Origin of the sequence: Myxococcus guangdongensis, assembly GCF_024198255.1 — a bacterium.
GTDB classification, from domain to species: Bacteria; Myxococcota; Myxococcia; order Myxococcales; family Myxococcaceae; genus Myxococcus; species Myxococcus guangdongensis.
Genome location: NZ_JAJVKW010000001.1, coordinates 438,267 through 459,677, shown reverse-complemented (window position 1 = coordinate 459,677; position 21,411 = coordinate 438,267). Strand labels below are relative to the sequence as shown.

General features: G+C 71.5%; 15 protein-coding genes. 13 read left to right on the top strand and 2 right to left on the bottom strand.

Annotated elements, in window-relative coordinates; all coding sequences use genetic code 11:
* Positions 1-32 precede the first annotated feature (32 nt).
* From LXT21_RS45120 to LXT21_RS01845, 4 genes are read left to right on the top strand one after another with little or no spacing between them, the layout of a single operon-like run.
* Positions 33-6,809 carry a methyltransferase domain-containing protein gene (locus LXT21_RS45120; RefSeq protein ID WP_267145390.1) on the top strand — a complete coding sequence of 2,259 codons (6,777 nt, stop codon included), beginning with the start codon at positions 33-35 and terminating at the stop codon, positions 6,807-6,809.
* Positions 6,810-6,833: 24 nt separating this feature from the next.
* The gene (dapF, locus tag LXT21_RS01855; protein ID WP_254036356.1) at positions 6,834-7,685 is read left to right on the top strand and encodes a diaminopimelate epimerase; all 852 of its coding nucleotides are present in this window, start codon (positions 6,834-6,836) and stop codon (positions 7,683-7,685) included.
* 38 nt (positions 7,686-7,723) lie between these two features.
* Entirely contained in the window at positions 7,724-9,574 is a 1,851-nt protein-coding gene (locus LXT21_RS45300) for a GGDEF domain-containing response regulator (protein WP_254036355.1), read from the top strand.
* 19 nt (positions 9,575-9,593) lie between these two features.
* Positions 9,594-11,093, top strand: a complete 1,500-nt coding sequence (locus tag LXT21_RS01845; protein WP_254036354.1) for a DUF4388 domain-containing protein — start codon at positions 9,594-9,596, stop codon at positions 11,091-11,093.
* 10 nt (positions 11,094-11,103) lie between these two features.
* On the opposite strand, the gene LXT21_RS01840 is transcribed toward LXT21_RS01845, so the two are convergent.
* On the bottom strand, positions 11,104-11,574 hold the full coding sequence (locus LXT21_RS01840) for an FBP domain-containing protein (protein WP_046715113.1): 471 nt from the start codon (positions 11,572-11,574) through the stop codon (positions 11,104-11,106).
* Positions 11,575-11,887: 313 nt separating this feature from the next.
* Between LXT21_RS01840 and LXT21_RS01835 the strand changes: the two genes are divergently transcribed.
* On the top strand, positions 11,888-12,940 hold the full coding sequence (locus LXT21_RS01835) for a fatty acid desaturase family protein (RefSeq protein WP_254036353.1): 1,053 nt from the start codon (positions 11,888-11,890) through the stop codon (positions 12,938-12,940).
* Here the strand turns inward: LXT21_RS01835 and LXT21_RS01830 are convergent.
* Positions 12,932-13,666: a DUF6600 domain-containing protein gene (locus tag LXT21_RS01830; protein WP_254036352.1), complete on the bottom strand. Its 735-nt coding sequence runs from the start codon at positions 13,664-13,666 to the stop codon at positions 12,932-12,934. The genes LXT21_RS01835 and LXT21_RS01830 overlap by 9 nt on opposite strands.
* Positions 13,667-13,824: 158 nt before the next feature.
* Here LXT21_RS01830 and LXT21_RS01825 point away from each other — a divergent pair, with 158 nt between their 5' ends.
* The 8 genes from LXT21_RS01825 (at position 13,825) to LXT21_RS01790 (ending at position 21,322) form a co-directional block, all read left to right on the top strand.
* Complete coding sequence (locus LXT21_RS01825) at positions 13,825-14,508, top strand: hypothetical protein (RefSeq protein WP_254036351.1); 684 nt, start codon at positions 13,825-13,827, stop codon at positions 14,506-14,508.
* A complete protein-coding gene (locus LXT21_RS01820) occupies positions 14,505-15,239 on the top strand; it encodes a hypothetical protein (RefSeq protein ID WP_254036350.1) in 735 nt (244 codons plus the stop codon). Before LXT21_RS01825 ends, LXT21_RS01820 begins: the two co-directional genes overlap by 4 nt.
* Positions 15,240-15,324: 85 nt before the next feature.
* Entirely contained in the window at positions 15,325-15,693 is a 369-nt protein-coding gene (locus tag LXT21_RS01815; RefSeq protein WP_254036349.1) for a hypothetical protein, read from the top strand.
* Between the two features lie 86 nt (positions 15,694-15,779).
* Positions 15,780-16,004, top strand: coding sequence for a YtxH domain-containing protein (locus LXT21_RS01810; protein ID WP_305036158.1), 225 nt, complete (start codon positions 15,780-15,782; stop codon positions 16,002-16,004).
* 116 nt (positions 16,005-16,120) lie between these two features.
* Entirely contained in the window at positions 16,121-18,175 is a 2,055-nt protein-coding gene (locus LXT21_RS01805) for a sigma-54-dependent Fis family transcriptional regulator (protein ID WP_254036348.1), read from the top strand.
* Between the two features lie 254 nt (positions 18,176-18,429).
* Positions 18,430-19,950: an aldehyde dehydrogenase gene (gene adh / locus LXT21_RS01800; RefSeq protein WP_254036347.1), complete on the top strand. Its 1,521-nt coding sequence runs from the start codon at positions 18,430-18,432 to the stop codon at positions 19,948-19,950.
* Positions 19,950-20,384 (top strand): DUF779 domain-containing protein, encoded by a 435-nt coding sequence (locus LXT21_RS01795; RefSeq protein ID WP_254036346.1) that lies wholly within the window; start codon positions 19,950-19,952, stop codon positions 20,382-20,384. The genes adh and LXT21_RS01795 overlap by 1 nt, the downstream gene beginning before the upstream one ends.
* A 140-nt stretch (positions 20,385-20,524) precedes the next feature.
* Complete coding sequence (locus tag LXT21_RS01790; RefSeq protein ID WP_254036345.1) at positions 20,525-21,322, top strand: hypothetical protein; 798 nt, start codon at positions 20,525-20,527, stop codon at positions 21,320-21,322.
* The last annotated feature ends 89 nt before the right edge of the window (positions 21,323-21,411 follow it).

Genomic DNA, 21,411 nt, shown 5'->3' with positions numbered 1-21,411 from the left:
CCACGGCTATACTCCTACCCCCGAACACACCCATGCATCACACATTCCGTCGCATGGGGCCCAGTGAACTGCTGCCCCGCTACATCTTCGCCGAGAGCCTCTTCGCGCGCCGCCGGGTGCTGGAGGTGGACGCGGTGGCCTCCACCGGAGGCGAGAGCGCGCGTTTCCTCCTGGAGCGGGGTGCCCGCGCGGTGGTGGCGTGCGACGCGGACGTGAAGGCGGTGTCGGCGGCGCAGAAGGCGCACGGTGGGCCCACGCTGCGCTACCGCGCCAACATCTACGACGACTTCGAGCCGGGCAGCTTCGACGTGGTGATGGTGGCGGACCTGGCCCCGTACGTCCGGGCGCCGGAGCTGCTCGCGGAGCTGGCGCGGCTGGTGGCGAAGCAGGGCTTCCTGGTGGGCGGCCTGCGCAACATCGCGGGGCTGGCGCTGCCGCAGCTGTTGGAGGCCGAGGAGGGCTCGCCGCCGCCGACGTATGGGTTGCTGCTGGATGCGCTCAACGTGCACTTCCCCCAGGTGGAGGTGGCCACGCAGTCCCCCGTGCTGGGGTACCAGCTCGCGTTCGAGAAGGGGGATGGGCTGCAGGTGGATGGCTCGCTGGTGCAGACCAGCGAGGCGGCGTACTTCGTGGTGGTGGCGGGGCTGGAGCCGGCGCGCGTGGTGGACCCCACGTGGGTGCAGCTGCCTCCAGAGCCCCTGGCCTTCACGCGGGCCAAGCTGGATGAGGTGGTCGCCCGCGCGAAGTCGTGGGAGGAGCGCAGCGGGCGGCTGAAGGAGTCGCTGACCCGGCTTCGCACCGAGCTGACGGAGCGCGAGGAGGAGGTCGCCTCGCTCAAGCCCGTGCTGGAGGACGCGCGCGAGGAGGTGGCCCGGCTCACCGCGCAGCTCGAGCAGGCGCGGGGCACGCCGGAGTCGCAGCGCGAGCGCGATGACCTGGCCGGGAAGCTGCGTCGGCGGGAGCTGGAGCTCCAGGTCGCGCACGAGCGGCTGGGGGACGCGGACCGTCGGCTGACGGCGCAGCGGTTGGAGGTGGAGGCGGCGCAGCGGACGCAGGCGGAGGCCGGTGTCCAGCTGCTCGCGGGGCAGGAGACGCTCCGGCTGGAGCGCGCGCGCCGTGAGGAGCAGGCCGCGTCCCTTGAGGAAGCTCGGGAGCGGTTGACGGCGGCGTACACGCAGTTGCGTGAGCTGCAGGATGAGTTGACCACGCTGCGCATCGACCGGGAGAAGGACCGGTTGGTGGCGGAGCGCGCCGGGGAGCAGGTGGAGGACCGCCGTCGCGCCGCGGACGCCGCTCGGGAGCGGGAGCTGCGCATCGCCGAGCAGTACTCGGCGGCCCTGGCGGCGGTGGAGCACCTGAAGATTGGGACGGCCCGGGCGGAGCAGTCCGCGCGCGACGCGGCGGCGGCCCTGTCCTTGAAGGAAGCGGAGCTGGCGCGCGCGACGCGGGAGCTGACGGAGGCGTCGCTGCGGGCGACGTCGGCCGAGGGCTCTCGACGGGACGCGGAGGCCCGGCTGGAGGCGCTCCAGGCGGAGGGGCGCGGGCAGGAGACGGAGCTCGTCGCCGCGCAGGCGCGCGAGGCCCGGCTGACGCGCGAGCTGGCGGCGCTCACCGAGCGCGAGGCGCTGGCTCGGGCGACGTCCCAGAAGCTGGAGGAGTCGCTTCACGAGGCCCACGAGCGCATCTCCGGATTGGAGGAGGAGCGCGCTCGCGTCGAGGCGGGGCTCACGGGGGCGTTGGAGGCGGAGCGGGCCCAGCTCCAGGCGCGGCTGTCGGCGCTGGAGGGGCAGCTCGAGGCCGAGCGGGCGAAGGCGGAGGCGCTCGGGGAGGAGGCTCGCACCGAGGCCGCCATTCGCGCGGAGACCGAGGCTCGCAAGCGCGAGCTGGAGGACGAACGTCAGGCGCTGGTGCGGCGGGTGGTGGAGCTGGAGGCGGAGGTCTCCTCGCTCAGTCGTTCCCGTCGTGAGGAGTCGGCGCGCGCGGAGGAGTCGGAGACGGCGCTTCAGGCCGCGCAGGCGGACCTGGAGACGGCGCGGGAGGAGCGGGACTCCACGGCGGCGCTGGCCGCGCGGGTGGGCGGTGAGCTGGACCAGGAGCGTGAGGCTCGCGCCGCGGTCGAGGATGCGCTGCGGGTGTCTCGCGGCAAGCTGGAGAGCGCGACCCAGCGGCTCGTCGAGGCCGAGGCCACGCTGGCGAGGACCCGAGAGGCGCTGGACGCGGAGGTGGCGCGGCGGGCGGCGCTGGAGGCTGCGCTGGCGGAGGTCCAGGCGACGCTCGAGGCCGAGCGGGATGGACGGTTGAAGTCGGGCTCCGCGTTGGAGGTGCTGCGCGCGGAGCTGGAGGCGGAGAAGGGGCGTCGGGAGTCCTCGGAGGCGGCGCTCGCGGAGGCCGAGGCGGGGTTGAGCGAGGCGCGACAGGCGCTTGCGCAAAGCCGCGAGGCGCTGGACGCGGAGGCGGAGCGGCGCGCGCGGTGGGAGGCGGCGCTCGGGGATGTGCAGGTCCAGCTCCAGACGGAGTTCCAGCGGAGGGCTCGGGCCGAGGAGTCCCTGGCGGAGGTCCAGGGGCGGCTCCAGGGCGAGGGCCAGCAGCGCACCCACGTCGAGGGCACGCTGGCGGAGGCCCAGGCTCGACTCCAGGAGGAGGCCGAGCGGCGTGGGCAGGTCGAGGCGATGCTCGCGGAGCTTCGCGTCGAGCTTTCGCGCGAGAGCGACGCGAAGGCGCGGGTCGAGGCGAGTCTCCGTGCGGAACGGTCTCGGGTCGAGGCTGCGCTGGCCGAGGCCGAGGCGCGGCTGCGTTCGGAGGGCGAGGAGAAGGCCCGTGTCGCGGAGTTGCTCGCCGAGGCTCGGGAGCGTGCTCTCAAGGAGGCGGAGGACCGGGCCCGTGTCGAGGCGTCGCTCGTGGAGGCGGAGTCTCGTGCTTCCGAGGTCGAGGCCGAACTCGCGGAGACGACGGCGCGCGTCCAGCGGGAGGCCGATGCGAAGGCTCGCATCGAGGCGTCGCTCGCGGAGGCTGAGGAGCGGGCTCGCAAGGGGGGGGAGGACAAGGCCCGGGTCGAGGAGTCGCTCGCCGACGTGGCCGCGCGAGTCCGGCGCGAGGCCGAGGACCGTGCTCGCATCGAGGTGGCGCTCGCCGAGGCGGAGGCCCGGGCGCTGAAGGAGGCTGAGGGCCGGGCTCGTGTCGAGGCTGCGCTTGCCGAGGTCGAGGCCCGTGCTCTGAATGCGGCTGAGGACCGGGCTCGTGTCGAAGCGGCGCTCTCCGAGGCGGAAGCTCGGGCTCTGAAGGAAGCTGAGGACCGGGCTCGCGTCGAAGCGGCGCTCTCCGAGGCGGAAGCTCGGGCTCTGAAGGAAGCTGAGGACCGGGCTCGCGTCGAAGCTTCGCTGGCCGAGGTCGAGGCTCGGGCTCGGACAGAGGCTGAAGAGAAGGCTCGCGTCGAAGTTTCGCTCTCCGAGGTCGAGGCCCGTGCTCGGACCGAGGCTGGAGAGAAGGCTCGCGTCGAAGCCGCGCTCGCCGAGGTCGAGGCCCGTGCTCAGCGGGAGGCCGAAGCGCGGGCGCAGGTCGAGGCGGCGCTCACCGAGGCGCACGCTCGTGCCCTGACGGAGGCGGAGGAGCGGGCTCGGGCCGAGGCTCGTGCTCAGAAGGAGTCCGAAGACAGGGCCCGTGTCGAAGCCGAGCTCGCCGAGGTCGAAGCTCGTGCTCTGCGCGAGGCCGAAGACAGGGCGCGTGTCGAAGCTGTTCTCGCCGAGGTCGAGGCCCGGGCTCAGGCGGACCAGTCTCGTGTCGAGACCTCGCTCTCCGAGGTCGAGGCTCGCGCCAAGACGGAGGCCGAGGACAGGGCTCGGGTCGAAGCCGCGCTCTCCGAGGTCGAGGCTCGCGCCAAGACAGAGGCCGAGGACAGGGCTCGGGTCGAAGCCGCGCTCATCGAAGTCGAGGCTCGTGCCCGAACGGAGGCCGAAGAGAGAGCCCGTGTCGAAGCCGCGCTCGTCGAAGTCGAGGCTCGTGCTCGAACGGAGGCCGACGAGAAGGCTCGCGTCGAGGCGGGGCTCGAGGCGGCGCTGGCTCGCATCGCTGAAGTCGAGGCGCTGAGGGCTCGCGCGGAAGAGGCGCTGGCCGCGGCGCGACTGCAGCTCGAGACGGAAGTCGAGCAGCGCACCCGGGAGTCCGCGTCACTGGCGCAGGCTCGCGAGGCGCTGGAGCAAGGCGAACTCCAGTCCCAGGCCTCGCTGGCGGAGGCTCGCCGGTTGCTCACCGCGGAGCGGGAGGCTCGTGAGGCACTGGTCACCGAGCTGGCCTCGGAGCGAGAGGCGCTGTCCGCCGCTCGCGCGGAGCTGGAGACCGAGCGTCAGGAACGCAGTGACGGTGAGGCCGGTCTTGCGCGCGTCCACGAGCGACTCGATGCCGAGCAGCGCGCTCGCTCTGAAGCGGAAGCGTCGCTGGCTCGCACCCGGGACTCGTTGTCCGCCGAGGAGTCAGCTCGCGCTGAGATGGAAGCCTCGTTGGCCCAGGTTCGCGCGGCCCTCGCGACCGAGCAGGAGGGTGGACAGGCGACTCTCGCGGAGTTGACGCGTGAGCGTGAGGCCCTGACCCAGGCCCGCGCGGAGTTGTCCGTCCGCGAGGAGCGCCTGACGGAGCTCACGACGCGCGAGCAGTCGCTGCGTGAGTCCGTGGAACGCCTGGAGACGGAGCGCGCCCAGGTGGAGGCTTCGACCCTGGCGCAGCGCGAGGCACTGGAGGCCCGACTGGCTTCGCTCGAAACGTCCTTGGGAGCGTCCGAGGCCGCGAAGCGCGCGGTGGATGCCCAGCTCTCCGAGCGGGATTGGACGCTGCAAGAGCTGCAGACCCAGATGGAGCGTCTGCGGGAACAGGTGCGCGAAGGCGAGGCCCGGGCCACGCAACTGTCCGAGGCCGCCACCGTGCGCGAGGCGGAGCTGGAGAAGACCGAGGACACCCTGGAGGCCACCCGCCAGGAGGTGCTGGGCCTTCGCGGTGAGCTGACCCATCTGCTGGCCGCGCGTCAGGAGGTGATGCGCCTGGGGATGGAGCTCCAACGCGCCATGGCCGCGCTGCACGAGCGTGGGCAGCACCTCACGCGTCTCGACGCGGAGTTGGTGGATGCTCGCGAGCGGCTGGTGGCCCAGCGCGAGAACGCCGAGTTGCTCATGGTTCAGCTCGAGACGGCGCGGCGCTTCGCGGGCAAGGCCACCGCCATGGAGAGCACGCTCGAGAGCGAGCGCGCCGAGCTGGCGCGTGTCACCGAGACCGCGCGGACGGAGCAGGAGCGCGCCGCGACGCTGGAGGCCCGCCTGCGCGAGACCACCGAGGCGCTGGAGCAGGCGCGCGCGGACTGGGACGCTCGGCTCGCTGACCTCACCGCGCACCTGGAGACACACCAGTCGGCCCGGGGCACCCTGGACGCTCGACTCGCGGAGACCACTGCGCAGCTCGACACCGAGCGCGCGGAACGCACCGCGCTCGATGCCCGACTCAGCGAGACCACTTCACAGCTCGACACCGAGCGGACTGAACGGGGCGCGCTGGAGACCCGGTTCGCAGAGGTCACGTCCCAGTTCGACACGGAGCGCACGGAGCGCACCGCACTGGAGTCCCGGCTCACGCAGACCTCCGAGCAGCTCGAGGCCCACCGCGTGGAGCTGGCCGAGCTGTCCTCTCGCCTGACGGAGTCCACGGCGCTGCTCGAGGCCGCGCGGACGGGGCGCTCCGAGCTGGAGTCTCAGCTCGACACCGAGCGCTCCGACAAGGCGACCGTGGAGTCTCGCCTCAACGACACCGCGTCGCAGCTCGACACCGAGCGCGCGGGCCGCGTCGAACTCGCCTCGAGACTCTCCGACCTGGAGTCCAGCACCGCCAGCCTGCGCGAGGAACTCGATGTCCGGCTCGCGGAGAAGGCCACCCTCGAAGCCCGACTGGCCGAGGCCACCACCGGCTTCGAGTCCCGCCGCGCCGAGCTCGAGGAGCGCCTCTCCGGGCTGGAGTCCGCCGCCACGCAGAGCGCCACCTCGCTCCAATCCCTCCAGGAGCGAGCGACGCGCGCCGAGGCCGAGCGCGAGCGCCTCCAGTCCGACCTGACCGTGGCCCGCGCCGCGCGCGTCCGCCTGGAAGGTCGCATCACCGCCATGGAGACCGCGTCCACCGACGCCGTCCGCCTGCTCGACACCGAGCGCGCCGAGCGCACCCGCCTCTCCGAGTCCCTCGACGAGGCCCGCCGCCAGCTCCAGCAGAAGGACGGCTCCACGTCCGACCGCCTCGCCACGCTGCGCACGGAGCTGACGCGCCTCCAGGACCAGGCCCAGGCCCTCACCGCCGAGAAGCAGGAACTCCTCAAGGACCGCTACGAGCGCGAGCGCCTGGAGTCGCTCGTGAAGGACCAGCAGGCGCGCCTGTCCTCCATCGAGGCCGAGCGCAACGAGCTGCTCGCCGCCACCGAGGAACTCAAGGCCTCCTCCCAGCCCGAGGCCGTCCTGGAGATGGCCGCGGAGATGGAGCACCTCCAATCGCTGGTGGACTCCCTGCAGACGCAGCTCGAGGCCCAGGAGACAGAGTTGGCCACCCTGCGCCGACAGACGGCGCGGACCGGCGCCAACCCCGTCCAGGACATCTACGAGCGCGCCAACGCCGAGCTCAAGGCCGTCAAGAGCGAGCTGTCCCGTCGCACGGGCGTGGTGCACACGCCTCCGGGCGGCATCCCCGTCCGTACGCCCACCATCCCCCAGGTCAAGCCGCCACGCACCGCCGTGCCCGCGCTCGACATGCCCGACCCCACGCCCCCGAAAAAGGCGGACGAGCGCGAGTGACGTTCCGCGACTAGGATTGCGTGCGTGGACGTCCGCGAGCGCATCTTCAAGTACCAGGGCCTGGGCAATGACTTCGTCGTCCTGGACCGTCGTCGGTCCGGGGTGGACATCGACGCCGACACGTCGCGCTGGATGTGCGACCGCCGCCTGGGCATCGGCGCGGACGGGGTGCTGTCGCTGCTGCCGTCCGAGCACGGCCTGGCCCGCATGGTCGTCCACAACGCGGACGGCAGCATCGCGGAGATGTGCGGCAACGGCCTGCGCTGCGCCGTGAAGTACCTGGTCGACCACTCCGGAGAGACGCCCGCGCGCCTCGACGTGGAGACGGGCGCCGGAGTGCTCACCTGCATGCCCGGCTACGGAGACGGCGGGGTGGTCTCAGTGGACATTTCCATGGGGCCGGCACGGCTCGTGGCCCCCAACCTCCCATCGGGTGCCACGGGGCGTCCGTTCCTGGACTCCCCCCTGCCGGGACACCCCGAGCTGCGCGCGTCCGCGGTGAGCATGGGCAACCCCCACCTCGTCCTGCTCGACAGGCCGCTGGAGGACGCGCCCAAGCTGGGGCCCGAGCTGGAGCGGCACCCATCCTTCCAGGACCGCACCAACGTGGAGTTCGTCCGGGTGGAGCAGGACGGGCTCACCGTCGTCGTGTGGGAGCGGGGCTGTGGCCTCACCCAGGCGTGTGGCACCGGGGCGTGCGCGTCCGCGGTGGCGGCGGTGCTGGCCGGACGACTGCCCCCCGAGACGTGGCTGCGAGTCACCCTGCCGGGAGGCGACCTGGGCATCCGCGTGCCCGCCGACCTGTCCGACATCCGCCTCCGGGGACCGGTCGCCTTCGTCTTCGAGGGCGTTGTCGGGCTTGCTGGGGGCCGGTAACCTCCGACCTCCCCCTTCGCACCCGGGTCAGACAGCGCGTGGCCGGTCCCATTCTCGTCGTCGACGACGACCTGTTCTTCCGCCAGCTCGCCAGCGACATGCTGGCCCGTCATGGGCACCGCGTCGTCGCCGTGGAGAACGGCACGGTCGCGCTCGAGGAGGCGGCCCGCACGCCCTTCGACCTGGTCATCACCGACGTGGTGATGCCGGGCGTGGACGGCTTCGCGCTCACCGCGCGCCTGCGCGAGAGGGACCCGGACCAGGAGGTCATCCTGGTCAGCCAGCGCACCGACATCAAGGGCTCGGAGATGGCGCTGCGCTCGGGCGCGGCGGACTGTCTGGCCAAGCCCGTGGACGAAGCCGACCTGGTGCTCGCGGTGGACCGCGCCCTGGAGCGCGCCGCCCTGCGCAAGGAGCGGGCGCAGCTGCGCGACGAGAACATGGAGTTCGCGCGCTTCCACAACCTGCACCAGCGCTGCCTGGAGCTCATCTCCCAGTCGGATTTGGAGTGGCTGCAGGAGCGCATCATCTCGGAGCTGTCCGCGGTGTGCGACGCGCAGAGCGCCGCGCTGTGGGTGCTGGATGACCGGGGGGACCTGGTGCTGCGCGCGTACCGGGGCCTGCTCGACAAGCAGTTCCTCGCCGAGCGCATGAGCCCCGAGGGGCCGCTGGCGGGCCGGCTCAAGGACGCGCAGCCCTGGTTCGCCAGGGACGAGCGCTCGGCGGTGTTGTACGTGCCGCTGATGGCCACGGGAGAAATCGTGGGCCTGGCGCAGCTGTCGGACCCGCTGGCCGGGGACTTCCGTCAGGAGCACTCCCGCGACGCGCGCGTGCTGGCGGACTTCGCCGCAGTGGGCGTGAAGAACGGCCGGCGGATGATGGCCCTGCAGCGGCTGGGCCTGCGGGACCGCGAGACGGCGGCCTACAACCTCAGCTACTTCACCGACTACGCGTCCAAGGAGATCTACAAGGCCCGGCGCTACGGCCGCACCTTCTCCCTGCTCACGTTCTCCATCGACAACCTGCCGCTGGTGCGGGTGCGGCAGGGCGCGGCGGACGCGAAGAAGGCCGTGCGCGGCATCATCAAGGCGCTCAGCAAGATCATCCGCGACTCGGACGTCATCGCGAAGGCGAGCGACCAGGAGTTCTACCTGCTGCTGCCGGAGACGGACTTCTTCGGGGCCATGATGTTCGTGCGCCGCGCGGTGGCGGCGGTGCGCGAGGAGCCCGAGGTCCAGGACGTGGAGCAGCGGCTGCCCCTGGCGCTGGTGGGCGGCGCGAGCACCTTCCCCAAGGACGGGGAGGACTTCGACGAGCTGGTGCACCGCTGCCGGCGCCGCATGGACGAGCGCCGCGCGTCGCTGCAGCGGCGGCTGATGCTGGACGGGCTGCCGTTCTGGGACGAGGTGGACCTGCTGCTCGGCACCCCCAACAGCCCCAAGCTGCCGGTGGATGACCGCGCCGAGCCCAGCCGTCGGGGCAAGGTGGCGGACGTGCTCTTCGACGAGCTGCAGGCGGAGATCGCCCGCGAGCTGATGCGAGACCCAGGCTCGCGCGGCCTGTTGTACGTGGGCGGGCCGGAGATTCGCTCGGACCTGCCCATCGCCGCGGGGCTGGAGTCCGCGCCGCCGGACTTGTCCTCGCGCATCTACCTCTTGGGCCGGCGCATGGATTTGGAGTCGCACCCCGCGCTGACGCCGGTGTTCCTGGAGGGCGACGAGCGGGTGTCGCGGCACGAGTTCATCCTCTGGCTGTCGGAGAGCGCGGCGTACGCGCTCATCCAGCGGCGGGGACGCGGCGCGACGTGGGGCTTCCACACCTCGGACACCGCGGTGGTGGACGGGCTCATCTCCAAGCTGCAGGCCGAGTACGACCTGCAGCCCTACTGATACGAAGCGGAGCGCCGTCGTGGCCCAGGTGCGCAAGATTCTCATCGCCGACCCCGACCTCGAGTCCGTGCGCGCGCTGTCCCGCGCGCTGCGCACCAAGGGGTATCAGGTGCACTACGCGCCGGATGGCTCGCGGGCGCTGGAGGTGGCGGTGCTGCGCCACCCGGACCTCACGCTGTTCGACGAGCACTGTCGGCTGCTGGAGGCGCGCACCTTCATCCAGATTCTGCGCACCAACCCGCGCACCGAGGACATCCCCGTCGTCCTCACCACGTCCAGCTTCGACGGCGACCGCTACCGGGGCCTGCGCGACGGCTACCTGCGCAAGCCCTTCAACCTGGACGAGGTGCTCAGCCGCATCGAGCACATCTTCCGGCGCAACGAGGCGGCCAAGGACCTCAAGGTCGAGCAGCAGGAAATCGAAGGCTCGCTCAGCCAGCTGAGCATCCCGGACCTGATGCAGCTGCTCGGCATGAACCGGCGCAGCGGCAAGCTGTCGCTGGAGCGCGGCAACGAGCGCGGTGAAATCCACGTCGTGGAGGGCCGCCCCGTCAACTCGAAGCTGGGCCGCGTGGAAGGGGAGAAGGCCCTGTTCCGCCTCCTGGCCTGGGGGGACGGCACCTTCACCTTCTCGCCGGGCGGCAACCCCGGGAAGGCGCGCATCAACCGCGCCATGGACGACGCGCTGCTGGAGGGCATGCGCCAGTCGGACGAGGTGAACCGGCTCTTGCCGGGCCTGCCTCCGCGCCACACGCGGCTGATGCTCGCGCCGGACCTGGCGCTGCAGCAGGACCAGCACCCGGTGACGGCGCAGGTGGTGGACCTGCTGCGCCAGCCCCGGGCCCTGGGCGAGGTGCTGGACCTGGCGCCCGCCACGGACCTGGAAGTGCTGGGCGTGCTGTCCACGCTGATGCAGCGGGGCGTGGCGAGGCTGGCGGACGCGGCGGGCACGGACGCGAACGCGGGCGAGCTGCTGGGCGCCGCCGAGGTGCACGCCCTGCGCGGTCGAATCTTGCGCACCAAGGCGCCGGCGAAGGTGGCCACCGCCAAGGTCTTCGTGTGCGGCAGCGGCGCGGCGGCGGCGCGGCGAATCATGGCGCGCGTGCCGGGGCTGGAGGCCCTGTCGGCGGAGCCCACCGCGGTGAAGAGCGGCTTTGGCACGCTGGGGCGGCTGGTGCTCAGCGAGGTGCTGCGGCTGGACTTCTGCGTGCTGCCTCCCGCCGAGGCCGCGCGGCCCTTGTGGCGGCCCTTCAGCGCGGGCGCCGTGGGCGCGCTGCTCTTGGACGTGTCCGAGCCGGCCGTGGGCCTGGCGCACTACCTGGCCTGGGAGGCGCGCATGCCCGTCGTGGTGGTGGGGCTGGACGTGCCGCCGAGCCTCCAGGGCTCCCCGGCGGGCGTGCTGAGCGTGGTGGATGACCTGGGCGAGGCGCTGCGAGCGCTGCTGGTCCAGGCCCTCAACCCGGCACCCATGTTGCCGGGCGTGCCCCAGGTCCAGCGCGCGAGCGCCTCCGCGGGGTAGCGCGAGGGCGTCAGGCGGCGGGCTCGAGCTCGATGCCGAGCGCCTCGTTGGCGAAGCGGAACATCCGGGCGCGGAGCTGCTCCAGGGCCTCCAGCGTGTGGCGGCCGGCGCGGTTGGCCGCGTCCTCCAGGCGCTCCTTGCATTGGAGGTCCGCGCACAGGCTGATGCCCACCCGGCGCTTGTTCGTCACATCGGTGGTGAGCATGGTCACCTCGCTCGACGCGCCGGAGTGGTGGCACCACTCGCACATGCGGGTGACGTTCTCCCCGCCCATCGAGTCCCGTCGGAAGATGATGCCGATAGGCTGGCGGCTGCCGGGCGCGGAGAAGATGAGGTACACCCGGAGGCCGGACGTCTCCGTCCAGGCCAGGTAGTCGCGGACGAACAAGGGGAAGGTGAGGCCCGGCGGCATCTCCATGACGCGGAGGTCTCTCGGGCGGAAGGACTCGATGAGGTCCCGGTCGGACTCGAATCGGAACACGGCTGCTCCTTGGCGTACGTCTGGACCTAACAGGCAGCGGTGGCTGTTTCTACCCGAACCCGCCGGGAAGCCAGGCCCCGCTCCGGTCCCCTGCCTGGAGGGTGGCCGCCGCTCGGGTGTGGGAGGCGCGGGGGCCCGACACCGTGCACGAGTCCACAGTCCCGAGGGAATGGAAGGGGCACTGCGTCATGACCGCCCTGGTGGGCGCATGCGTCGCGGGCTGACTCACGCGTGACATGGCGATGAGACAAGCAGGCCCGTCGACTCCGGCGTCTGCCCTCGCCGGCCACACCCCTTCAGGAGCCCTCCGTCCATGGACCGCGCCGCGCCGCTCTCGAGCAAGGAGCTCATCGCCAGGACCCGTCCCTTCGCCACGCAGGAGGTGGCGCGCTCGGGATGGAACGTGGTGGCCACCTATGCCGCGCTCGCGGCGGCGGTGACGCTGGCGGTGGCCGCGCCCTGGTGGCCCCTCAAGGTGGTGGGCGCGGTGCTGGAGGCGCTCGTCCTCATCCGCGCCTTCATCCTCTTCCACGACGCGATGCACGGCGCGCTGCTGCCCACGTCGAAGTGGGCGCGGGTGCTGTTCCACGTGCAGGGCATCCTGACGCTCACGCCCGCGCGCATCTGGAACGAGACGCACAACCACCACCACGCGAACACGGCGCGCATCGCGGCGGACTCCGCGGGCACCTTCGTCACGTGGACCACCGAGCAGTGGCGTCAGGCCTCGGGATGGCAGCGGCTGGGCTACCGCGTGGAGCGCCATCCGGTGACCATCCTCCTGGGCTACTTCACCGCGTTCCTCTACAGCCTGTGCCTGGCGCCCTTCGTGAAGGACCCGAAGCGCTATTGGACGTCGGGGCTGGCGCTGTTCGTCCACGCGGCGCTGTCGGTGGGCCTGTGCGTCTTCTTCGGGCCGGCGGTGTACCTGTTCGCCTTCCTGGGACCGCTGGTCCTCGCGTACGCGCTGGGCACGTACCTGTTCTATTCGCAGCACAACTTCGACCAGGTGAGCATCCTGCCGGAGTCCGAATGGACGCACGCGGACGCGGCGCTGGAGGCCTCCAGCTACCTGCGCTGCGGCAAGGTGATGGCGTGGTTCACCGGAAACATCGGCTACCACCACGTGCACCACCTCAACCCGCGCATCCCGTTCTACCGGCTGCCGGAGGCGATGGCCGCCATCCCCGAGCTGCAGTCGCCCCACGTCACCACGCTGAGCCCGCGCGACATCATCGGCTGCCTGCGGCTGAACCTGTGGGACCCGGCGCTGGGGCGGATGGTGCGCTACGGCGACGCGTGGCGGCCGGTCGTCGCGCCCGTCGCGACGCGGGAGCACGTGTCCGGCCCTCTCGCGTCAGCGTGACGCGGAGGAGTCGGTGAGCGGAGGTTGTCCCGTGGGCGGCGCGAGCGGCCCGGTGCGCGGCACCGGCGCACCGAGCACCTGCGCGACCTCCTCACCCGGGGGCCCCGCGTTCCACTGGCCCGTGCGCCCCGTCACCCGCTCGCCCACCGGCTCCGTCTTGCTCACGAGCGTCGTCTCCTGGTCCGGCGGCACCAGGAAGCGGCTGACGTCGGGGCTCACGAAGTCACCCGACGCCACGAAGGTCCATGGGCGCCGCACTTGCTGGCCGGGCAGGGGTTGGGGCTGCCAGCCGATGTGGCCATCTCCCCAGCGCCAGTCCACCCAGGAAGGTGCCCACTCGTCGTCGGGCCACCACACCCAGCCGTGGGCGGGCGTCACGAACCAGCGGCCGTAGTGGAAGGCCGCCCAGCCCCATTCCAAATCCGTGTCGAACGTCCAGCCCCAGTCGCTCAGCCGCCACTGTCCGAAGGTGGCGTAGGGCACGAAGTCGCGGCCGACCTGCTCTTCGTACGGCTTCCAGACCCAGCCCACCTCGGGGACCTCGAACCAGTCGCCATAGGGCGACAGCAGGTCGCGGTAGATGGACACGTTGCTGCTCAACGTCGTGGCGCTGCCCTTCACCTGGGGACCGAACTGCTCGCTCCCCGTCGCGCAGCCGACCACGGTCAGCAGCGCGCCCACGCCGCCCGCGCGCAGCCAGCGCCAGGATGGATTCCACGTGCGCATCGCCAGCCCCTCTCATGGGGTGGATGTCACCCCGTCTCGCGTGTGCCCTTGGGTTCAACGCGGAGGGCCTCCTCGGTGATGCCCCGGGCCGCCGGTCGCCGCGGTCGCTCCGCTCCCTGGTTGGATTCCTGTCGGGCAGGCGGGGCAGACTGGCGGCCGTGCGCTCGCGACTCCTTGTCCTCCTGTTCGTCCTGAGCCCGGCGGTGGCCCTGGCCGGCATGCCGAACTTCCTGCTCACGGAGCTCGCCGAGCAGCGATTGGAGGCCATCTCCTTCTTCATCGCTGTCTTCGTGGGGGTGTCCGCGGGCGTGTGGGCGCTGTGGAACCGGCTGCGGCGCGATGTGCCCAGGCTGCCGAGGCTCGGCTTCGGCGCGGCGCTCGCGCTGGTGTTCCTGGTGGGGCTGGCCTTCCAGCTCGTCCTGTCGATGATTGCCGGCGGACGCGAGCTGATGACGCCGGGGGCCTGGGAGAAGACGGGCGCCACGTACCAGCTCACGCAGGCGAAGCTCCCCGCCGACACGGAGCTGGTGTCGCAGGCGCGGCGCCAACGGCTGGAGGAGCTGCGCACGGCGCTGTGGGCGCATGCCCAGGCGAATGGCCACGCCTTCCCGGTGAACGACTTGGGCACGGAGCTGCCAGCCGCGCGCTGGAAGGTGGTGGGGGACTCCGGGCTGCACTTCATCTACGTGGGGGGACAGAAGGCGGACGCGCCCTCCGCGCCGCTGGCGTACGAGCCGGGCCTGTTCGGCAAGGAGCGCTGGGTGCTCTTCACGGATGGGGACATCCGGCGGATGCCCATCGGTGACATCCACCGCGCGCTGGCGCGGGGAGGCGCGCCATGAAGCCGCTCAAGAAGGTCCTGATGGGGACCTTCCTCCTGACGCTGGTGTTCTTCCTCTTCATCGGCCAGTCGTGGGTGCTGCAGGTGCCCTTCCTGCTCGCCTTCGGGTGGCTGGGCTTCCTGCAAAGCGTGGGGCCGTCGGTGACGTTCCGGTGGGGCGCCATCGGCGAGGCGCTGCTGGTGGCGGGGATTCTCGCGGTGGGCTCGCACCTGTTCCTGCGGTGGCTGTGGCGTCAGCTCCAAGCGGAGGCGGGCGCGTGGCGCGTGCGCTGGAGCGTGTCGCTGCTGCTGCTCCTGGTGCTGTTCTTCGGCGCGACGATGGCGGCGGTGGGCATCGGCCATCACGTGGGCTGGTTGATGGCGGGACGCGAGGACCTGGTGCGCAGCTCGTGGCCGCGCTGGCGGATGGAGCGCGCGTGGAACTCGCGGGGCCTGTGCCACGCGGCCTTGGCGCGGCTCGAGGCGGGGACGCCCCTCGTGGACATTCCGAGGGCCTTGCTCCTGGACCCGGAGACCCGCGCACCCTCGGAGAACCTCTACGTGGTGTCGCGTGTGGAGCCCGGTGGTGAGACCGGGTTCATGGTGTTCGCGAGGGACCCGCTGGCGCTGAAGAACGACGGGGGCGTGCGCTGCTCGAAGACGCAGCGGCCCGATGAGGTGGAGTCGCTCGACGCGGAGGCCGTGGCGCGGTGGCGCTCCGGCGCCGAGCCCGTGGTGGGCTCCACGCCCTGACGTCCGCGGTGTCGCCGTCGAAAGAGGTTCACGTCGTCCCGCGCGGGTCGCGGAGGCTCGCGCGGTTCACCCGAAGGAGCCGTGCATGTCATCGCGTCGCGCGTCGTATCCGTGGGTCGTCGCCGTGTTGTTGTCCTTCGCCTTCGTCGCGGGGGCCGAGGCTCCCGAGGAGCAGGCGCTGGCCTGTGATGAGGAGACCGGGGCCTCGTTGCTCACGTGCGGGCGCGCCCGCTGCGGCGACGACTGGGTTTGCGCGTGGAACTGCCCCGAGGCCCTCACGGCGGTCTGCGAGAACAACTACTGCGTGTACACCTACCCGGACCCGGGCGGTGGTGGAGGCGGAGGTGGGCCCACGCCCCAGGTGTGCCCCGGGATGCGCTGCGGCGGGGACTGGAACTGCGTCTGCGAGGGGCTCCAGGGGACGTGCGGGTCGAACGGGTACTGCACCTTCTGACGTGAAAGCCCGCCAGTGAGCACTTGGCAGTTGGCGGGTCGTGACTAGCTTCCCGCGCACCATTCGATGCCGGGGCGGACGTCCCGGTGTCGTCACGACAGGAGACGACGGTGCAGAAGCTGCTGCTGGTCGCGGTGCTGGGTGCCATGACGTTCGGCGTGGGATGCCACCGCAACACGCGTGAGAGCGCGAAGAACGATGCCGAGCGCGCCGCGGAGAAGACCGAGGACGCCGCCGAGGACGCGGGCGACGCGGTCAAGGACGCCGCCGAGGAGGCGGGCGACAAGATCGAGGACGCCACCGACAACTAGGTCGGGTGGTGGGGACCCAGGCCTTCCCGGACGCCGCACCGCGTCGGTTCGCGAGCGCGACTTCGGGAAGGTCATGGGTTGCCGACGGTGTGGGGCCTGACCGAATAATCAGCCCCATGGGAACGCTCACGCTCAGCGCCTCGGCGCACCTGTGGGAGCAGTTCCTCGTCGGCGCGCTCGACGAGGACGCAGGGGCCTGTGTTCCGGAGCCGCCGCCCATCCTGTCCCGCTGGCAGCGCTCCCGAGCGCTCGGGGCTCCGAGCACCGGCCTGCCCGACGAGGGACCCAGCGTCGGGGGACTCGCGCTCGTGGAGCGACGGGCCCGGCTGGAGCCGGTGTGGCACGAGGTCCGCGACATGCTGGACGTGCTCGCCGCCGCGCCCCTGCCCTCGGGCCGGGTGGCGCTGTTGGCGGACCGGGAAGGCGTCATCCTCGCCACGCGCAGCTCGGGTGGGGACTTCGCGGGCCATGCGGACTACGTGCGCCTGGTGGCGGGGGCTTGCTGGGACGAGGTGTCCCGCGGCACGAATGCCATCGGCACCGCGCTGGCGGAGTCCTCGGCGGTGGCCGTGGTGGGCCCGGCGCACTACGCGCAGCGGCACCATGGGCTCGTCTGTTACGCGGCGCCGGTGAGAGATCCGTTCGGCGAGGTGCTCGGCGTACTGGACGTCACGGGCCCCGCGGGTGGGGCGGACCCGCTGGTGCTGGTGGCGGTGGCGAGCATCGCCCACTCGGCGGAGGCGCGGCTGCGCGAGGTCGCCTGGGCGCGGGTGGCCGCGGCGGCGCGCGGAGGGCTGGAGGCGCGGCTGGCTCGTGAGGATGGGCCGGTGCTGCTGGTCGAGTCACCGGGGCGGGTGCGACGTCTCAATGGGGCGGCGCGTGCGCTGTTCGGCGTGGAGTCGGCCTCCGAGGAGGCGTCACCGGGGCGGGTGCTCGGGCTGTCGTGGCGGACGTTGAAGGACGCGGCGCTGCGCGGGCAGGTCCTGGAGGCGAGCCACCGCGACACGGGCGCGAGCTGGCGCGTGCATCCGGAGGCGGTGGGGGAGGGGGACGGGGAGTCGGCGCTCGCGGTGCTGGTGCGACTGGAGCCTCGGCTGACGCGGGGGCAGGCGCGGACGGCGCGGGCCTCCGTGGATGCTCGCTTCGAGAAGGATGTCTGGTCCGAGCTGAAGGGCAGTGACTCCGCGCATCGCGCGACGTTGCGAGAGGCGGCCCGCTTCGCGCCCACGTCGGTGCCGGTGTTGTTGCTGTCGGAGACGGGTACGGGCAAGGAGTTGCTCGCGCGCGCGGTGCATGCGGCGAGCGCGGTGTCCGCTGGGCCGTTCGTGGCGGTCAACTGTGGCGCCCTGTCCGCGGCGTTGCTGGAGAGCGAGCTGTTCGGCCATGCGCCCGGTGCCTTCACGGGGGCGCGCTCGGGAGGCGCGGAGGGGAAGCTGGCGGCGGCGGATGGCGGCACGCTGTTCCTGGATGAGCTGGCGGAGATGCCCGCTGCGCTGCAGGTGATGCTGCTGCGCGTGTTGGAGGACGGTGGGTACTCGCGCGTCGGAGAGTCGCGCGTGAGGCACTCGCGCTTCCGGCTCGTCGGCGCGACGTGTCGCGACCTGGAGGCGGCGGTGCGCTCGGGGGCGTTCCGGCAGGACCTGTACTACCGGCTCCAGGGGGCGCTCTTGCGCCTGCCTCCGCTGCGTGAGCGGGAGGACCTGCCGGAGCTGGCGCAGGTGCTGCTGCGACAGCTCGCGAGTGAGGGAGGGCATCCTCCGAGCACGTTGTCCGCCGCGGCGCTCGCGAGGCTGTGCGCGCACCGGTGGCCGGGGAACGTGCGGGAGTTGAAGACGGTGCTGCGGTTGGCGTTGGTCCGCGCGGATGGCTCGCCCGTCATCGACGTGTCCGCGCTGTCGCTGGAGCCGGGGCGTGCCCCCGTGTCCGTGGAGCCCGGGGCCGTTTCGCACGCCGCGCCGGGGCAGGCGCCTCGAACTGGGGTCGCCGCCGATTCACACGCCGCGCCCGAGAGTCCCACGGGTCTTCGCGAAGTGGAGGCGAACGCCATCCTCGAAGCCTTGTCGCGCAGCGGTGGAAACGTGGCGCGCGCGGCCAGGCTGCTCGGGATTGCCCGCAGCACGCTCTACCGCATGGTCGAGCGCTTCGGTCTGGTGCTCCCGCCACGCTCGTGAGCATGGAGGTCGTGGTCGTCCACCGCGCACCCTGACGCCTGGCTGGCGTGTCGCCCACAGCCAGTTCAGAACATTCCACCGAGGCCGTGGAAAACCCTCACGCGACAGTGTCGCGGGACGCGCCACGTGTGTCCGCGGGAGTGTCGCATCGCGGGACACGACGCGGCGCGACGTCGACGAGGCGAGCCGTGGCACGCGTGCTGCTCTGGGGCGGAGCGCTTCCACCCGCAGCCCCACCCGCAAGGAGAGCGTCCATGATCTACGCCGCCCCCAATCAGCCCGGCTCGAAGGTGAAGTTCAAGTCCCGCTACCAGAACTTCATCGGCGGTCGGTGGGTCGAGCCGAAGCGTGGCCAGTATTTCGAGAACATCACGCCCGTGACGGGCCAGGTCTTCTGTGAGGTCGCCCGCTCCACGGCGGAGGACATCGAGCTGGCGCTGGACGCCGCGCACGCGGCACGTGTGTCCTGGGGCCGCACGTCGCCCACGGCGCGCGCAAACATCCTGCTGAAGATCGCCGACCGGATGGAGCAGAACCTGGAGCTGCTCGCGGTGGCGGAGTCCTGGGACAACGGCAAGCCGGTCCGCGAGACGCTCGCGGCGGACCTGCCGCTGGCCATCGACCACTTCCGCTACTTCGCCGGCTGCATCCGCGCGCAGGAAGGCACCGTGGGCGAGCTGGACCACGACACCGTCGCCTACCACTTCCACGAGCCCCTGGGCGTGGTGGGGCAGATCATCCCGTGGAACTTCCCCATCCTGATGGCGGCGTGGAAGGTGGCGCCCGCGCTGGCGGCGGGCAACTGCGTGGTGCTCAAGCCCGCGGAGCAGACGCCCGTGGGCATCCTGGTGCTCACCGAGCTCATCCAGGACCTGCTGCCCGAGGGCGTCTTCAACGTCGTCAACGGCTTCGGCATCGAGGCGGGCAAGCCGCTGGCCAGCAGCCCCCGCGTGGCCAAGGTGGCCTTCACGGGCGAGACGACGACGGGCCGGCTCATCCTCCAGTACGCGAGCGAGAACCTCATCCCGGTGACGCTGGAGCTGGGCGGCAAGAGCCCGAACATCTTCTTCGACGACGTGATGGCCCACGACGACGACTTCCTGGACAAGGCGATGGAGGGCTTCGCCATGTTCGCGCTGAACCAGGGAGAGGTCTGCACGTGTCCGTCGCGCGCGCTGGTGGGCGAGAAGATCTACTCGCAGTTCATGGAGCGCGCGCTGGAGCGCGTGAAGAAGGTGCGCCCGGGCAACCCGCTGGACACCGACACCAGGCTGGGCGCGCAGGCGTCGAATGACCAGCTGGAGAAGATCCTCGGCTACATCGACATCGGCAAGAAGGAGGGCGCCAAGGTGCTCGCCGGCGGCGAGCGCGTGAGCCTGCCGGGCGACCTCAAGGACGGCTACTACGTGGCGCCGACGGTGTTCCAGGGCCACAACAAGATGCGCGTCTTCCAGGAGGAGATCTTCGGACCGGTGGTGAGCGTCACCACGTTCAAGGACTTCGACGACGCGATGCGCATCGCCAACGACACGCTGTACGGCCTGGGCGCGGGCGTGTGGACGCGCGACACGAACACGGCCTACCGCGCGGGGCGCACCATCGAGGCGGGGCGCGTGTGGACCAACTGCTACCACCTGTACCCGGCGCACGCGGCGTTCGGCGGCTACAAGCAGTCGGGCATCGGCCGCGAGACGCACCGCAAGATGCTGGACCACTACCAGCAGACCAAGAACCTGCTCGTCAGCTACAGCCCGAAGGCGATGGGGTTCTTCTGATGAGTGACACCCGTGCCGGGCCCGGCGCGGGTGGGCAGGCGGAGCCCACGGTGGCCCGGGTGGCGGTGACGCCCGAGGCCGCCGCGGTCATCCGCTCCCTGCGTGCCACGCATGGGCCGTTGATGTTCCACCAGTCCGGCGGCTGCTGCGACGGCAGCGCGCCCATGTGCTACCCCATCAAGGAGTTCCGCATCGGTCAGCGGGACGTCTTCCTGGGAGACGTCGAGGACTGCCCCGTCTACATCGGCGGCGCGCAGTTCGAGCTCTGGCAGCACACGCACCTGACGCTGGATGTGGTGCCTGGGCGGGGCGCGGGCTTCAGCGTCGAGTCGCCCCTGGGCGTGCGCTTCCTCACGCGAAGCCGTGTCTTCACGGACGAGGAATACGAGCGCATGAAGCACGAGCCGCCGCCGAGGCGCGGACCTCCGGAATGAGCACCGCGCTCCGGGCCTGAAGCTGGGTCCGGAGCGCCCGCGCGGCCAATGGCAATCACCCCGTGGGGGTAGGCGGTGGCGGTCTTCACCCGTGACAGGATGGGTGGGCTTCTGTTGGACATACCCACGGAGGACCATCCATGGTCGGGCGTCCTGTCGATGATCTGCAGCGGAAGAAGTTCCTCGAGGTCCTGACCCAGTCTGGGGGTTCGTCCGGCAACACCAGCCTCATGAATGAGCTGGGGTGGTCGGAGTCCGAATACTGGCGGCTGAGGGAGCAGCTCATCGAGGAGGGACAGATTCTCCGCGGCAGGGGACGCGGTGGCAGCGTCAGCCTGGTCAAGGAGCTCAAGCCCTCGGAGCCCAACACCCTGACGGGGATTGTGCCGGCCCTGCCGGTGGCCTCGGTGGACAGGGCCGAGTCGGACCTCTATGGCCCCTGCCTTGAGGTGCTGCGGGAGAAGTGGACCAAGGAGCGAGGTCTCCATGACGTCCACATCGAGCTCACCGCCAATCAGGGCTCGCGCAAGACGGGTGGTGTCTGGACCCGGCCGGACATCACCGCCATCAGCGTGCGCACGTTCTCCCATTGGCCGGGGCGGACGTTCGACATCTGGACCTTCGAGATCAAACCCCGCTGGGAGTTCAACATCACGGGCATCTTCGAGGCCGCCGCGCACGCGAGGACGGCGACCCATGCCTTCGCGCTCCTCCAGTTGCCTGTCGACCCGGATGACTCGGACATCTCCCGCCTCACCTCGGAGGCGCAGCGCATGGGCGTGGGGCTGATCCTCTTCCAGGACCCCTCCGACTTCGAGACCTGGGACTTCATGGTGGACCCCGTGCGCAAGGAGCCGGACCCGTCCCTGCTCGAGCAGTTCGTGGTGACGCAGCTGTCGGAAGTCGCCCGCAACAAGTTGCTCCGCTGGGGCAAGTAGCACCCGGACGCAGGACTGCTCCCTCCTCGCGGCCGCGCTTTGTGATGAAAGCCACGGACCATCATATTATGCTCATCATATGGTGGTCG

Excerpts from the sequence above, each read along its gene's own strand:
- LXT21_RS45120 (WP_267145390.1), top strand. The coding sequence starts at position 33 with ATGCATCACACATTCCGTCGCATGGGGCCCAGTGAACTGCTGCCCCGC.
- LXT21_RS01835 (WP_254036353.1), top strand. The coding sequence starts at position 11,888 with ATGGACCGCGCCGCGCCGCTCTCGAGCAAGGAGCTCATCGCCAGGACC.
- LXT21_RS01830 (WP_254036352.1), bottom strand. The coding sequence starts at position 13,666 with ATGCGCACGTGGAATCCATCCTGGCGCTGGCTGCGCGCGGGCGGCGTG.
- LXT21_RS01820 (WP_254036350.1), top strand. The coding sequence starts at position 14,505 with ATGAAGCCGCTCAAGAAGGTCCTGATGGGGACCTTCCTCCTGACGCTG.
- LXT21_RS01815 (WP_254036349.1), top strand. The coding sequence starts at position 15,325 with ATGTCATCGCGTCGCGCGTCGTATCCGTGGGTCGTCGCCGTGTTGTTG.
- LXT21_RS01805 (WP_254036348.1), top strand. The coding sequence starts at position 16,121 with ATGGGAACGCTCACGCTCAGCGCCTCGGCGCACCTGTGGGAGCAGTTC.
- adh (WP_254036347.1), top strand. The coding sequence starts at position 18,430 with ATGATCTACGCCGCCCCCAATCAGCCCGGCTCGAAGGTGAAGTTCAAG.
- LXT21_RS01795 (WP_254036346.1), top strand. The coding sequence starts at position 19,950 with ATGAGTGACACCCGTGCCGGGCCCGGCGCGGGTGGGCAGGCGGAGCCC.
- LXT21_RS01790 (WP_254036345.1), top strand. The coding sequence starts at position 20,525 with ATGGTCGGGCGTCCTGTCGATGATCTGCAGCGGAAGAAGTTCCTCGAG.